The sequence below is a fragment of the Galbibacter orientalis DSM 19592 genome (assembly GCF_000260115.1).
GTDB lineage: Bacteria > Bacteroidota > Bacteroidia > Flavobacteriales > Flavobacteriaceae > Galbibacter > Galbibacter orientalis.
Genome location: NZ_JH651379.1, coordinates 1,417,134 through 1,432,330 on the forward strand (window position 1 = coordinate 1,417,134; position 15,197 = coordinate 1,432,330).

11 protein-coding genes and 2 tRNA genes are annotated in these 15,197 nt (G+C 33.3%); 1 reads left to right on the forward strand and 12 read right to left on the reverse strand.

From position 1 onward, the window contains the following. Nucleotides 1–14: 14 nt before the first annotated feature. The 9 genes from JOOMADRAFT_RS06370 to JOOMADRAFT_RS06410 all read right to left on the reverse strand — a co-directional run bounded on the left by JOOMADRAFT_RS06370 (nt 15) and on the right by JOOMADRAFT_RS06410 (nt 9,913). Nucleotides 15–3,074, reverse strand: a complete 3,060-nt coding sequence (locus tag JOOMADRAFT_RS06370; RefSeq protein ID WP_008612070.1) for a CHAT domain-containing protein — start codon at nt 3,072–3,074, stop codon at nt 15–17. 3 nt (nt 3,075–3,077) lie between these two features. Continuing rightward, nucleotides 3,078–4,241 (reverse strand): tetratricopeptide repeat protein, encoded by a 1,164-nt coding sequence (locus JOOMADRAFT_RS06375; protein WP_008612071.1) that lies wholly within the window; start codon nt 4,239–4,241, stop codon nt 3,078–3,080. Nucleotide 4,242: 1 nt separating this feature from the next. Further along, a complete protein-coding gene (locus JOOMADRAFT_RS06380) occupies nt 4,243–4,845 on the reverse strand; it encodes a sigma-70 family RNA polymerase sigma factor (protein ID WP_008612072.1) in 603 nt (200 codons plus the stop codon). Nucleotides 4,846–5,019: 174 nt separating this feature from the next. Continuing rightward, on the reverse strand, nt 5,020–5,508 hold the full coding sequence (locus JOOMADRAFT_RS20390) for a hypothetical protein (protein ID WP_008612073.1): 489 nt from the start codon (nt 5,506–5,508) through the stop codon (nt 5,020–5,022). A gap of 70 nt (nt 5,509–5,578) precedes the next feature. Then, entirely contained in the window at nt 5,579–5,782 is a 204-nt protein-coding gene (locus JOOMADRAFT_RS06390; protein WP_008612074.1) for a hypothetical protein, read from the reverse strand. A gap of 181 nt (nt 5,783–5,963) precedes the next feature. Next, a complete protein-coding gene (locus tag JOOMADRAFT_RS06395) occupies nt 5,964–6,455 on the reverse strand; it encodes a hypothetical protein (protein ID WP_008612075.1) in 492 nt (163 codons plus the stop codon). Between the two features lie 21 nt (nt 6,456–6,476). Continuing rightward, entirely contained in the window at nt 6,477–7,319 is an 843-nt protein-coding gene (locus JOOMADRAFT_RS06400; protein WP_008612076.1) for a hypothetical protein, read from the reverse strand. A 26-nt stretch (nt 7,320–7,345) separates the two neighbouring features. Then, nucleotides 7,346–8,596 carry a hypothetical protein gene (locus tag JOOMADRAFT_RS06405; protein ID WP_245547657.1) on the reverse strand — a complete coding sequence of 417 codons (1,251 nt, stop codon included), beginning with the start codon at nt 8,594–8,596 and terminating at the stop codon, nt 7,346–7,348. Nucleotides 8,597–8,734: 138 nt separating this feature from the next. Further along, a complete protein-coding gene (locus tag JOOMADRAFT_RS06410; protein WP_008611204.1) occupies nt 8,735–9,913 on the reverse strand; it encodes an IS4 family transposase in 1,179 nt (392 codons plus the stop codon). Between the two features lie 221 nt (nt 9,914–10,134). Between JOOMADRAFT_RS06410 and JOOMADRAFT_RS06415 the strand changes: the two genes are divergently transcribed. After that, nucleotides 10,135–11,637: an ATP-binding protein gene (locus tag JOOMADRAFT_RS06415; RefSeq protein WP_008612078.1), complete on the forward strand. Its 1,503-nt coding sequence runs from the start codon at nt 10,135–10,137 to the stop codon at nt 11,635–11,637. A 105-nt stretch (nt 11,638–11,742) separates the two neighbouring features. Here JOOMADRAFT_RS06415 and JOOMADRAFT_RS06420 read toward each other — a convergent pair. The 3 genes from JOOMADRAFT_RS06420 to mutS all read right to left on the reverse strand — a co-directional run bounded on the left by JOOMADRAFT_RS06420 (nt 11,743) and on the right by mutS (nt 14,696). Further along, nucleotides 11,743–11,828, reverse strand: a tRNA-Leu gene (locus JOOMADRAFT_RS06420). Between the two features lie 84 nt (nt 11,829–11,912). Continuing rightward, nucleotides 11,913–11,985, reverse strand: a tRNA-Gly gene (locus tag JOOMADRAFT_RS06425). 143 nt (nt 11,986–12,128) lie between these two features. Then, on the reverse strand, nt 12,129–14,696 hold the full coding sequence (gene mutS / locus JOOMADRAFT_RS06430; protein WP_008612079.1) for a DNA mismatch repair protein MutS: 2,568 nt from the start codon (nt 14,694–14,696) through the stop codon (nt 12,129–12,131). Nucleotides 14,697–15,197: the final 501 nt, after the last annotated feature.

Sequence of the window (15,197 nt, forward strand, 5' to 3'; positions counted from 1 at the left end):
TATCATTTCTTTTATTAATCTATAACCTGAAAACCAGCCCAATACACAGGATCGGGATAATTTATTTTTATTTCGTTTTGGGCTTTTTGTAAAGATTCATTCGCAGAATTACCTTTGAGGTAATGTTTATAGAATGCTACCATTAACTGGGATGTTTGTTCATCAGGAACTTTCCATAAGCTTATAATCATTGATTTAACTCCTGCTCGTTTAAATGCTCTTTGCAGACCAAAAACTCCTTCTTGACCTTTTAGTTCGCCTAATCCTGTCTCACATGCCGATAAAACGAGCAAATCTATATTAGAGAAGTCTAAATAAGTGATTTCTTGACCTGTTAAAATGCCATCATTATTTTTATCATAACTTTTATCATGGTTTGCTCCTGCTAATAAAAGACCACACCTCATTAAAGGGTTGTCATAAACATCCATATTTGCTCCTATTTTATTTACAATAGAGCTTCCAACAAGAAAACTCGAGTGATAATAATATCCATGTGTTGCTATATGAAGAACGTTTACATCCTGGTTTGGAATTACTCTCATTACAGATTCTGTTGCAGAATTTCCAGTATAAAGAAATGGTTCTTTGTATTCACTCTTATCAAATAATTCTTTGATTTTCACCACTTCATCTAAAGTATATTTTAACTTGGAGAATGAACTACTGCGATTAATGTTTGATACAATATTTTCTTGTTCTTGAAGACCTGCAATGTTATTCGTAACATTCTTTGATGTTAAATTATAATTGACTCCTCCAAATAATGCGGCTTTCATATTGTAATCCCTTTTTTTCTTATATCTAATGTTATTCGTGCTTGAAACAATTGAAAAAGTACTTCCCATGTTTGCACTATCGAGAATAGCCGAATATGGGACTTTGTTCAATATACCTGTAGGTGAAAAATAATATTTATCATAATTAGCCATGTATTGTTTTAACGAATCGAAGATTATCTTATTAATCTTATGTTTGTTTTTACCAAACACCGCATTTATCCCATCCTTATTATTTGCTTGATCTATATATTCATTTAGTATATTTTCATTAAATAGATAGACCAACTCAGGGGAGGTAGATTTATTATTTATAACAAGGGCATAATAGTCTATTTCATTTTCGTTATTTTCAATTCCTTTTTTAATGGTAAAAGTTTCAATAGCTAATTCATCCATATTTAACCTATCTCTTATATTTTCCCAAGTGATTTGTCGTGGATTTACTGAGCGGAAATTATCCATGGACGTAATCTTTTTAATCAATTTCCGTTCTTTTTCAAGTATAATATTTAAGGAATCGCTATCAAATACACCTGAACTCCATTCCAAAGCTCTTCTCTTTAATTTTAATTCTTGATACTCCTTAAGTAGCCCCCCCTCCAATGTTTTCACGAAGCTTTTAAAATTCTGTTCAGATCGCAAGGCTATTTGTCGCATTGCCAGTAGATTGTTATATAAAAGCTCATTGGCCGATGAGTCTTTTAAGTCAACATAAATAGAATTAATTAAATTAAGATCTTTCTCTACTTTTGTAACGAACAACTCCTTTTCTCCCTGGTTAAGAAATAAGAAATTGTTGATTAGCTTATGGTTAAGATTTTTTTCTATGCCTCTTAATGAAGATATGATTTCTTCATGGTGTTGATTTTTGTCTTTTTTAAATAGTATGTTTTTAAGTAATACATCAAAGTATATTTCTTTATTATAATTAGACGAGTTTTTGATTAAAGTTAAAGACTCCTTGTATATCTCTCTCGCTTTTTCTACCTCATCAATTTTTAAGTTAAAATCTGCTATTTGCATCAATATGGACACATAACTAATGCTATTAATACCATATTTATCCTCTATAATTCCCAGTAACGAATCATATACCTGGATAGCTTCATTAAGGTAATCCTCTCTTTCATCTATTTTCTTACCCATGATTCTATCAAAAATTGATTTATCAAGTAGCTCTTCATTACCTCCACCTTTTTGCCATGCCAAAAAACAATAATGGGCCTTTGCATAAAGATAATTTATATAGATAGGGTGACCTTCATTGCGTTCCGCAATTGAAGTAGCTTTTACCAAAAGTCTCCCTGCACTATCAAAATTATCTATCAGAAGGTTACTAAGTGAGGCTGTCATTAAAAGACTGGCATAAGTTTTCGATTTCTGATTGCCTCCTTTTTCAATATATAGATTAAGGATGTTTGAGCATACAGCTTGAAATCTTCTATAATCACCCACTCTTAATAGTCTGTCGGCGAATAACAATTGAGAATTTATCAAATAGGTTAAATCTTGTTTGCTACATGTTGCGAGCACATTTGTCAACTCTGAAAAAATATCATCAGCCTTAAAGTAATCACCTTCTCTTAATTTCAGTTCGCCAAGCGAAAGCAAAGGAAACAACAATAAATTATCCTTCTGTGAATCAATAAGTTTATTATTTGCGATATTGATTGCTTCTTTAAACACTTTTTCAGCCTCATTTTGTGAATTGAAATATTCTAAAAGACAGAATCCGTAATTAATAGTTGCCGAATATTGTTTAACGAGGTTTACCCTTTGATCAAATTTAGTTTTCGAATATAATTGTGTCAAAAAAAAGAAATTACTAATTCTACTTCTGTTTTTAATATTGTAATATTTGCTTTCTGCTATTTCAAACGCTTTTTTATACTCTCCTGAATCTATCAACTCCTCTGTTTCTTTTATATCTTCATATTTATCTGATAGTATTTTTGCAAAATAGAGAGAAATACCTCCAGTAGAAAAGTAATTAAAAAGAAGAATACTTGCCATAAAAACTAATGTGCAGATCAATTTAAAAATATCCTTCATTGAAGATTTCTTTTTAAAGAAGGATTTCAATCCAGATAAAAACCAAGTAAATATTACAATAAGTAAAAAAAGAAATACTAAAGCAAATACAAGCGTTCTTAGGAGTTCTGTAAAATATAAAAAACCAAAAAAGCCATCAGGAGAAGCAATATACCATGTTAAATGCAAAAAACTTATTATAATATAACCAAATATGATTAATAAAATATATCCAGAGATGTTTTCAACTACTTTTCTCATTATTTAAAACCATCGTAATTCTCCTAATATATCATCAGCTTCAGATGAAAACTTACTTGTTTGAATTAATTTTGAACTTAAAATCCCTTTAGCTTTTTTAAGTTCCCCTTTTTTAATGTAACCAAGGGCTAAGTAAAATTGAACTTCAATTTCAAACTTATAATAAGCTACATTAGTTAAATAATTAAAATTATTAATCGCCTTTTCAACTTCATTAGAATTTAGTTGGGCTAGGGCTAAATAGAAAAGAACTTGACGATTATCTTCCTTCGGATTTATTTCTGTCAAAACTAGCTTAGCATTAGTATATTCTCCTTTTTTTATTTCTTCTATAGCCTTAAAAATTGCAAGTGATTGTTGTTTGGTATAACTTGTATCTCCCTTAATAACTGGTCTAAAAGGCTCAAAATCTCTCGAAATATTATTATTCAAAGAAAGGTTGAATTCTACTACATCTAATCCTCCAAATTGATCAATATCCTTAATGTTTGATAAATTGCTCTTATAATTATTAAAAATCATTTCATTTGATGATTTATGCGGTTGCCACACAATAAATCCAATTACTATTGCAGCAGCGACACTAGAATATTTTAACCATAATGAAATAATCTTAGTTTCTTTTTTATTTTTAGCAGGCTTTTCAGCTGTTGGTTCAGCTCTTTTTTCTAAAATAACATCTTTTTTTACTTCCCTGTTCCATGTTTGTATTTTCTCCCTCAGGTCTTCCCGGGCTTTTTGTTTTACGGCATTTTCAATGTCCTTTTCACTGGGTTGAAACGTTACTCTTTGATATGCCAATGGCAGTTCTTCTTTAATCCTATTTCGTTCTGCCTTGGTAATGACATTTCTTAACGTTTTTAAATAATGTACCCGTTTAACGAAGTCTTGACTCTGCGTTAAAATTTCCGATGTTTTTGAAATGTTTCCAAGCACGTAATCTTCAGCCACCTCTTCAATGAAATTCCTGTACAGTTTAGGGAGTTGAAAAATGAGTTTTTCAGGATCATTCAATTCAAGCTTGTAAATTTCTGTGTACAATGGTTTTTGATTGCTTTTAAATACCACAAATCCATTAAGAACCTCATCCCAATTTACCCTTTCCAAATGCTCAGGTGGTATAGAATTGCTTAAAATATCTTTTATGATTCTTATTCCTCTTTCCATTTTAGGCATTTAAATAATTGAAAGCCAATTTTTCTAACCGTTTTTGGCATTTTGCCTTTTGGTTTTTTGCATTAGCCGGATTCGTATATCCGAAAATCTCAGACAGCTCTTTCATAGATTTTTTGTGATACCAAAACAATGTAAGCAGCTCATAGCATTTTCCTCCGGCGTTTTTCATTTCGGTAAGGGCATTTTCCATAGCCTTAAATTGTTCTTCATTTTCGGCCTCCACATCAACCAGTGTATCCGTTACCGCACCATCAAATTGTAAATGCTCTCCATTATTGTCAAAATCTTCAAGGCTTATATTCTGTTTATTCTTTTTAAATCTATTTAATAGTTGAAACCTGCAAACAGAACTTAGATAAGTTTGAATGGATGCTGTAAGTTTAAAATTTCCTTCAAGGATTTTTTCATATAACACCATAACGGCATCGTTGAATACTTCGTCTAGGTCTGTATCAAAACTGTTATTTGAGCCTTTTACCTTATGCATGAACATGATGCAGTAATCGTAGCATCGTTTATAAATGACCCCTAAATAATCTGAATCATCTTTAATCAATTCAATAAGTTCCTGATCTGAAATTTGGTGTATGTCCATTAGTTTATTTGTGATGGTTGTATTAGTTCTTCACAAAATAAACAAAATATTGCAAATTTTACATTTGATTTTCCACAAGTCGTTCAAACATAACCGGTCTCTTCATATTTGAAGAAGCCCGGCTTTGTTTATCATTACTGATAAATCTATGTTGTAGAATTATATTAGCACGTCTTATAGTCTTGTGTCATAATTGTACGTACTAACACGATTATCCTTACCGCCCAAAATTTGCCGAGTAAGTCGAACTTTTTCCATATAGGCTTTCGCAAACTTTACTGGGTCTACAATATTATTTGTTCGGTAGGTTGATGTATTTTTATAAGTCGATTTGCTCTCATCAGAAAGAGAGGGCATACTTGGAAGTGATAAAGCCGGCTGATATATTCTACCTTGCCCTGTGTGAGGATAAGGGTTTGAGATAGTATTCCTTCTTGTATTAGAATATGATCCTTCTCTTGGTTTCGTGCCCGCTTTACCTGTATATGGATTTACATTGCCAACTGTACTCCAATTATCGTTTACGGTGTGGTTGGGAGCGGTTCTGTAATGTGGTTGAACATACGTTCCATTACTTTTGTAATATCCTTTTACATATACTTGTTGTGAAAATCCGAAATAACCGGTTAATAAAAATACTGCGATAAATAATAAATTTTTCATGATACTAATTTTAAAATGTTTTACTGTTTTTTTACATCTGTTAATAGCTCTTTTTTGAAGAGGTAACCCACTAATTGCATGGTAATTTATATAATAGCTCTCCTTCTAATGTCACTATCTTATATGCAAGGAAATTTTTAGTCCCCCTAATGGCAGAAATTTGTTTTTTGGCATATTCAAGAGCTTTGGTTACGCTCAACATTAATGCTACATTTTCAGGATAATCGCATTGATAGTTTTGAAGATTATTATACGATTTCAATTTTACTTTCATGTTTTTGGATTTTAAGTTTGTACTCGTTTAGTTTGTTTTTCAACTATTAATAGCCATAACTTAAAAAGGTAACCCACTATCTTCGTTTTTTTTAAGAAAAAGAAGACTGCTTATAAAAACAGTCTTCAAAAAACAAACATAAAACCCTCAAACCTACGGGTATTGTTACAGATAAAATGAATTAGTTCTTTTGATAAACATCAAGGTCTAATGAGCCTTCAACAAAACCTTTATAAATAAGGATCTCGAGATCTTCCGGTATAATTTTAATGATGAAATGATTTCCCTGCGGCTTTTTAATTATCTTCATTTCTACGCTTGCGTTACCTTGATCAGCATTATAAGAATTCCAATATTTCCAATAAAATGTTAATCTTTGATTGTTATATCCATCCCTATCATAGAAAGGAGTGTCCAAAGTAAGATTATAGATTATCCCATTACTATATGAATCTGCTTTTGGCCAAACATTAGCAAAATAGATTTCTTTATCTCCCTTATATTGGTAAAAAGCAAGAAAAGCATTTTTTGACAAAAGTTGAGAGGTTATATCTTTTCCATCCATTGTAGCGTCCATAATTACAAACCTTCCCATTACATCAACATTGTCTTGTGCTGTGCCAAATAAGGCGGTAAGCAACACTATTACAAATAGAATCCATGTTTTATTCATGATTATACTGGCTTTAAGGTTTTACAACATACTTAAAAGCTTCGAACTCATTTGAGATTCAGAACCATCTAGAATAAATTTATAATCATCCGCGCCTGATTCTTTTAACCATTTATCCCAGAAATAGATAAGCTTTTGTGTTTGCAATACGTCTAGGTCATTTTTACTAGAAATGCCAGAGATTATCCAATGAATGCCTTTAGGAAGTTTGATAGGGAATAGGCCATAATCACTACTTCTGGCTTTTTGTTTCCAATCAATACCGGTAATTTTGTTTAGAAATTGGGTGCTTGTATATCTGTTCTTTTGTTTCAGGACGTGCCCTCTATTTTCAAAATCAAAATATCCATCTGTTAGTATTATAACTGTATTATCATATCCTTCCAGTTGTAAAGACTGTCCGTAATCATTCAAATAAGCCCACAAATCCACACCGAAATAGCCATTTCTTTTGTCACTGTAGTTTGCTTTATCTCTTAATTCACTCAATGTTTTGGTAATGGAATTTGAAAATTCAACCATTTTATTATTCTTGTCCTTGATTGACATTTCATTAAGTTTTAATTGGAGCATATTCTCAAAATAGTTAATGTCCAAAGGGCTATTTTTTTGAGGAACTATTTTTACACTAAATCGGTCTTTGGAAGTTAAGATTAAGCCTCTTCTGGCTTTAGCCTCAAATTTTTCAAATAATTGTTCTATTTGAGCTTGGTCTTTTTCCAATTGGTGTTCAGAAAGTATTCTATCACTTAGGTCTAATATTACGGTATAATTGACCGGTTTTCTTATGGTTTGAGCCTGTGCATTTATTTTCAATGATGAGAATGCTATGAACAGAATACTAATAATAACTATATTTTTCATGATGTTTGTTTTTAATGGTTATTGTATTAATTAAGGTTAGGGATTTGTTTAAAATGGGTCTCCATAAATTCTTTGTAAGCAGATTCGCATTCTACTTTTTTAACATCAAAGTCGGGAGAGCTGTTCAAGTATTGTCGCCAACCCATATAGAAGCTAGTTAAGCACTGTGATAGTAGATCAGGGTTAAGAACAGCTTTTTCCAAATCTTTCTTTAAGTTTTCAATTCTTCCAGCCAACATACTGATCTGTGATTCCAATTGGATTACTTTTTCTTTAAGACCTTTTATTTCATCTTTTTGAGAACGAATCTTACTTTTAAGATCTCTAATGACCAATTGAGCACAGGTTCCAGCATTTTTCTTATTCTTTTCCTTTATCATTAACTCATACATATATCCCCAAACTAAATAGGCCAAAAAGCCAAATGTTAAGACCAAATAAAAATTAATACTGGTTAAAAAGAACCAATTTTCTTCGGCTACACCCGCCATGACTTTTAAATTGTAAATACCTGAATCAATTTTGTATGCCAATAATGAATCCACTATTAAAGCACCGAGAATTGCAATCGCCTTCCACAGATTTTTACGTTTTCCTTCAAAAGTGTGGGGAATTAAACCAACGGCAAAAAAGAGAAATGACCCTAAATAGACAATAATAAGGGAGGGCGAAGGTGTGAGAATCCCTTTCATATCAAAAATTGAATCAAGGTATAGTATTATATCATCCCCTGCTGTAGCTAACAAACTATTAGCATTCCTAAAAAATGAAGCATAAATTGTTGACGCATAAAATAGAATAAGATAAACAGAAAGTACTCCCACTAAAATACCATAGGTTGCTAATTTGATTGGTTGGTATCCTGTTTGAAGTTTTTTCTCTTCCAAGTCCAATTTTGTCTGATGGATTTCATCGTTAAGCTCGTCTATTTTTTGGTTACATGAGGGAATATGGATTTCTATGGTAGTTTTCTTTTCACTTTCTAACTTTTCTTTTTCCTCATGCTTGCTGGTAATCTCTTCATGGGTTTTTTCTTTTCGGGTTTCGTGCTCCTTTTCATTGTATGTAGCATCAACTACATGCCCATCTTTAATCCATTTTAGATGCATTTTCATGGAGGTAGCGTCTCCATTGTTCAAACCAGCTTTTTGAATTGCATAATCTGTAAAACTTTTTACACGTTCTACTTTCTTGAATGAGCCCTCAGTCTCATCTACTGAATTGCTTGTTTCTGTTAAAGTTTCCATTTTTCTGTTTAATGATTTTAAAAGTTTCATGATGTTTTTGTTTTGCTCTTAATAGCGGGAATGGAAAAAGGTAACCCTAACATGAATGTTTTTTAGCTTACTGAATTGATCTACTTATGAGAAAAAGAATATTTTTGTATTTCATTAATGTCTTTTAGTACTGATGCGTTAAGTTTTTGCATCAAATAAATTCCACAAATTTTGTTCTTTGACGTTTTGATTTTTTTGATCTTGAACTATTAGCTCTTTCAACGGTGTTTTATCGAAAGCTGACACCCCTAGTATTTGTATGATTTCGTAAATAGATAATGAGCTTTTCAGAGTAAGTTTGACCAGAGCTATAATCAGGTAGGTGCAGATCGCTGTCCAGATGTGGATATTAACTGCATTTTCCGAGTGTCCCCAAAGTGACTTAATGACTAGATTCTGTTTTATCCACTTAAAAAACACCTCTATCTGCCATCTATGGCGATAAAGTCGTGCAATTTCAAGTGCTGACACATCAAAATTATTGGCTAGGAAGAGCAGTTCGACCTCTTTTTCTTGGTCATAATATCGTACCAGTCTTAGCGGTTCAGGATAAAGTTTTTTAGACTTGTATCCGTTTAGTACAATAGTGTCATCCGCCAATAGCCCTGTCGAAGGATCGATGTTGAAATTACTTTCAATAATGGAGAAATCCATTGTGGATTTGGCTCTGGTGATAAAATATGCGCCACGAGTGTTTATGCCTTGTAATGCAGCAAAGTCAATATAGGCCCTGTCCATGATATAGATCGAATCGGGTGTCGTGATCAGGTTATCCAGCACGTTGCTGTCGTGATATTTACCATCAGTAACTAGAATAAATGCGGGAATACTACCTCTTAGATCCAACAAAGTATGTACTTTGACCGCTCCCCGGGAGTATTTACCGGGTGCCCAATTGAACAATTTGAGGCTGAGCGAAATGGTGGTGGAATCCAAGGCAAATACTTCACCTGCAATGTCTACTCCCGCAATACGTTCGTTACTGTACAGAGGTCTGATCTTACCGATCAGATAATTTCCAAAATCGGAGAAAATACGATAGTCACGGACTTCATTTGCCCTAGATAAAGTAGATTGATTTACATACTTGCGAATCCCTAGGTGATACAACTTATTCTGGTGTGCTTTCAAACATACGCAAATGTCCCGAAGCGAGTTGCGTGAAGTTAACTGCCCAAAAAACAGTTGAACAAACAGGTTCCAACAGTTAAATTCTCTTGTTCGGAAGTCTCCATTGTATTTTTCTACACATTTATCGAACTCGTATCTGTCAATAAACTGAAGAAGTTGAGAGAAAACATACTTTCCTGAATTCATAGCCACATTTTTAAAGTGACAAAGCTACAGGTAAATTCAAATCAAAAAATCAAAGAACGAATATAATATATTAATAAACAGATGATTATGTTAAGTTTTAAAAACTTAACGCATCACTAGTAAATGTCTTTAATCAATTATAATGTAAAGAGATACTTTTCTATATATGTGGACTTAGGAAAAGAAATGACAACTTATAAATAGAATAATTAACTGAATAAATGAGTGAAAGACAAAATATAGAATGGAAGAAAATTTGGCATGATGATTATCTTAAATGGGTCTGTGGGTTTGCGAATGCCATAGGAGGGGTTATTTATATCGGTAAAGATGATAATGGAAATGTTGTGCATCTAGAAAACTATCAAGCCTTAATGGAATACATCCCTAACAAGATACGTAGTCTTATGGGGATTATTTGTGATGTTAATTTGTTGGAGGAAAATGCTAATAAATATATCGAGATAAAAGTCAATCCTTATTCTGTGCCAGTCTCATTAAGAGGAAGGTACTATTACCGTTCGGGGAGTGTAAAATCTGAGCTTACTGGTATAGAGCTGAATGAATTTTTACTTAAAAAAGCCGGTAAAACATGGGATGATGTTGTAGAAGAAGGGGCAGGTATTCAAGATATTGATGATGGTAGTATCAATCAATTTATTGAGGATAGTAGGGAAAAAGGTAGATTACCTGATACTACGGGATTAAGTTCTTTGCAAATATTAGATAAACTTCGTTTAACAGAAAAAGGTAAGCTAAAAAGAGCTGCATTAATTCTTTTTGGAAAAGATCCAAATCGTTTTTACCCAAATGTTATGGTAAAAATAGGACGTTTTGGGATAGACAGTTCTGATTTAAAGTTTCAGGAAGTTGTAGAGGGTAATTTAGTCCATTTGCTTAATGAAGTTCAGGTGCAGTTAAATTATAAGTTTTTAACCCGTCCTGTTGATTTTGCAGGTTTGCATCGTATTGAAAAAGGAGAATACCCAGTGGCTGCCTTACGTGAAATGTTATTGAACGGTTTGGTTCATAAAACGTATATGGGGACATCGATTCAAATTAGGGTATATGATGATAAACTATCTATTTGGAATGAAGGAGTGCTGCCTCAAGGACTAGATTTAGAAAGTTTAAAAAGTGAACACAATTCAAGACCAAGAAATCCTAAAATTGCAGATTCTTGTTTTAAATCCGGTTATATAGATACTTGGGGGAGGGGGACTCTAAAAATTATCAATTCATGTAAAGAAGCAGCACTTCCTGAACCCGAAATTATTGAGAAAGATGGGGGAGTACAAGTTACTTTGTTTAAAAAAAACCAAGAGAGTAGTCCAGTAAAAATTGAAAATAACTTATTAGAAATTCAAAGAGCTTTTGGAGCCATTTCAGACCGGATAAAACTTGGAGCAGATAAGAATAAAGAATTTCTACGGGAACATTTTGAGGTGATTGCAGAAGAGCTTCGAGAAAGCTTCAGGTTAACTTCAGGAAAGCTTCATGAAAGCTTCGGGTTAACTTCAGGAAAGTATATATCTAATACTGCTTTAACATTAGAGTTAATAACTATAACTCCTGAGATTAAGGCAGAGGAGATAGGGGCAATCCTAGATGTTTCTGAGAGAACAGTACAAACCTATCTTAAAAAATTAAAAGAGGATGATTTTATCGAAAGAATTGGCGGAAGGAAAGAAGGCTATTGGCAAATAATAAAACAAGATTCTTGAAATTAACTTTTTGAATTGATCCGAAATCAATCAAAATCTGTCACCTTTTTTGACACCCAAAAAATAAAAACCCCTGTAAAAACGATGTTTTACAGGGGTTTTAAGTACTCGAGGCGGGACTTGAACCCGCACGGACATTACTGCCCACTGGATTTTAAGTCCAGCGTGTCTACCAATTCCACCACTCGAGCGAAATATTATTTAGAGCGAAAACAATTCTGAGTATTCTCAGAAAGCTTCTAACATTTTCAATTTGTCATTCGCTCATTTTATTGAGCGAAAAACGGGATTCGAACCCGCGACCTCAACCTTGGCAAGGTTGCGCTCTACCAACTGAGCTATTTTCGCATTAGTTTAAATAAATAAAAGAACACTTGGTCTTTGTAGCGCTCAGTATCTCTCTGATTGCGGATGCAAATTTAATATAATTCTATAAAAACCAAAGCTTTTTTTGAAAAAGAATTCAATTTATTTTTTAACTGCCACAGTATCTACTTCTTAACAAGCATTCTTTTTATCTCATTTAGCTTCATTAATGCTTCTACAGGGGTTAGTGTGTCTATATCGGTATGCAGAATTTCTTCTTTTATGTTTTGTAAAAGTGGATCGTCTAAATTAAAAAAGCTCAATTGCATTTCATTTTGAGATGCTTTTAGGTTATCGGTAAGCTCTTCACTGCTATGAGATTTTTCTAATTTCTTTAAGATTTTATTAGCTCTATGAATTACCTGTTGTGGCATTCCAGCCATTTTTGCTACATGGATTCCAAAGCTGTGCTCGCTCCCTCCTGGGATTAATTTCCGAAGAAAAAGAACAGTATCTTTTAATTCTTTTACAGAAACATTGTAGTTTTTTATTCTAGAAAAGGTTTCGGTCATTTCATTGAGCTCATGGTAATGTGTGGCAAAAAGTGTTTTTGCTTTCCCTGGGTGCTCATGGATATATTCGGCAATTGCCCAAGCAATCGAAATCCCATCATAAGTACTGGTTCCTCTTCCTATTTCATCTAAAAGAATTAAACTGCGCTCAGAAAGGTTGTTTAGAATAGATGCGGTTTCATTCATTTCTACCATAAAAGTAGATTCGCCTAAAGAAATATTATCACTAGCGCCAACGCGTGTAAATATTTTGTCTACAATTCCAATTCTAGCTTTCTCGGCAGGGACAAAACTTCCCATTTGTGCTAATAAAACAATAAGTGCTGTTTGACGTAAAATAGCCGATTTACCGCTCATATTTGGTCCCGTAATCATAATTATTTGCTGCTCGTCCCTGTTAAGGATTACATTATTGGTAATATATGCTTCTCCTAGTGGGAGTTGTTTTTCTATTACAGGGTGTCTTCCTTCTTCTATTTCTAAATCATAAGAATCGTCCATTTCTGGAAGCACATAATTATTCTCCTTTGCCAATTGTACAAATCCACATAAACAATCTAATTGCGCTATTAAAATAGCGTTTGTTTGTACAGATTGTATGTAAGAATGCATCCAAGTAACCAATTGAGTGAATATTTGCTGTTCTAAGATTGCAATTTTCTCCTCAGCTCCTAAAATTTTAGCCTCATATTCTTTAAGTTCCTCCGTTATATAGCGTTCGGCATTTACCAAGGTTTGCTTCCGTATCCACTCTTCTGGAACTTTGTCTTTGTGGGTGTTTCTTACTTCTATATAATATCCAAAAACATTATTGCTTGCAATTTTTAACGATGAAATTCCTGTGCGTTTCATCTCACGCTCCAACATGCTGTCTAAGTAATCTTTTCCTGAAAATGCTAGTTTACGGAGTTCGTCTAACTCTTCAGAAAAACCAGTAGCAATAGCATCCCCTTTATTAATATTTACTGGCGCTTCTTCGTGTAGGGTTTGTTCAATGCGCTCTCGTAAAACATCACAAGCGTTTAGTCGGTCGCCAATAACTTTCAAGGCATCGTTATTGCTTTTTGCAGCTTCTTTTTTTATTGGAACAATGGCGTTTAAGGAATTCTTCAAAAGCACAACCTCACGCGGATTAATTTTTCCTGTAGCTACTTTAGAAATCAATCGCTCTAAATCGCTTATCTGCTTTATTTGGGTTTTAAAACCATTAATAATTTCATCGTTTTCAGAAAGGTATTGTACAATTTGATGGCGTTGTCTTATTTTGTCAATACTCTTTAAGGGTAAGGCAAGCCATCTTTTTAATAGGCGTCCTCCCATTGGAGAAATTGTTTTGTCAATTACATCAAGTAAGGTCACCGAATTTGCAGTTGGTGCTTGGTACAATTCTAAATTTCTAATGGTAAACCTATCCATCCACACATATTCTTCTTCTGCAATTCTGCTAATAGTAGTAATATGCTGTAATTTGTTATGTTGAGTTTCCGACAAATAATGTAAAGCAACTCCAGCAGCAATACTCCCATGCTGTAGATGATCTATTCCGAAGCCTTTTAAAGATTTGGTTTGAAAATGATTGTTAAGCGTTTCTTGGGTATAATCTTCTTGGAAAATCCAATCTTCCATAAAAAAAGTATGGAATTCTTTTCCAAAACTCGACAAGAATTCAGTTTTATGCTTTTTAGAAATTAAAACCTCACTCGGACTAAAGTTCTGGAGTAATTTGGCAATGTACTCTTCATCTCCTTCCGCAGTTAAGAATTCTCCAGTAGAAACATCTAGAAAAGCAATTCCCAACATTTTTTTTCCGAAGTAAATAGCGCTTAAAAAGTTGTTAGATTTTGCATTAAGAATATCATCATTCAAAGCAACTCCAGGTGTTACCAATTCCGTAACCCCTCTCTTAACAATGGTTTTGGTTTGTTTTGGGTCTTCTAGCTGGTCGCAAATTGCTACTCGTTTCCCAGCTTTCACCAATTTTGGTAAATAGGTGTTTAAAGAATGGTGTGGAAAGCCCGCCAACTCTGTTCTATCACCGCCGTTGTTTCGGTGGGTAAGTACAATGCCTAAAATTTTGGCAGTAACAACAGCATCTTCGCCAAAAGTTTCATAAAAATCGCCCACCCTAAAAAGCAATAATGCATCTGGGTATTTCGCTTTAATAGTATTGTACTGGCCCATTAAGGGGGTCGTTTTTTTCTTCTTTGCTGTTGCCAAATCTCAAAAATTAGGTTCTTTAGCGAAAGTATTATATTTTACCTTTTTATACCATTTTTAGCGCTATTGATTATGAACAACTTTTGTTAATCTCTCATCAAGGGTTTAATTTCCTAGCGCTTGTTCTGAGTTTACCGAAGTGTTTTACCTCTAAATGGATTAGATTATTTTTTATTAATGTCCTAGTAAAATACAAGACCGCTTCGCTATAAGAAGAAAGAACAAAGACTAAATCTTAACTACCACAAAATAAGTAGCTTAAAAAGACAACATTTCAAAAATTCTCTTTTTTATTCATTTTTACTAATAGCAAGGGGGCTATTTTTAAAACTCCAATCAACTACCTCTTTGGTTTGCCTTAAGGGAGTTTACTTTCTTTTTGGAGCATTTTTAACCGTCTCCCATTAAAATCTGTTTCCTGCTTTTGCCACTACACGGTAGTTGGCTCAATCAGGGCTAGCTGCT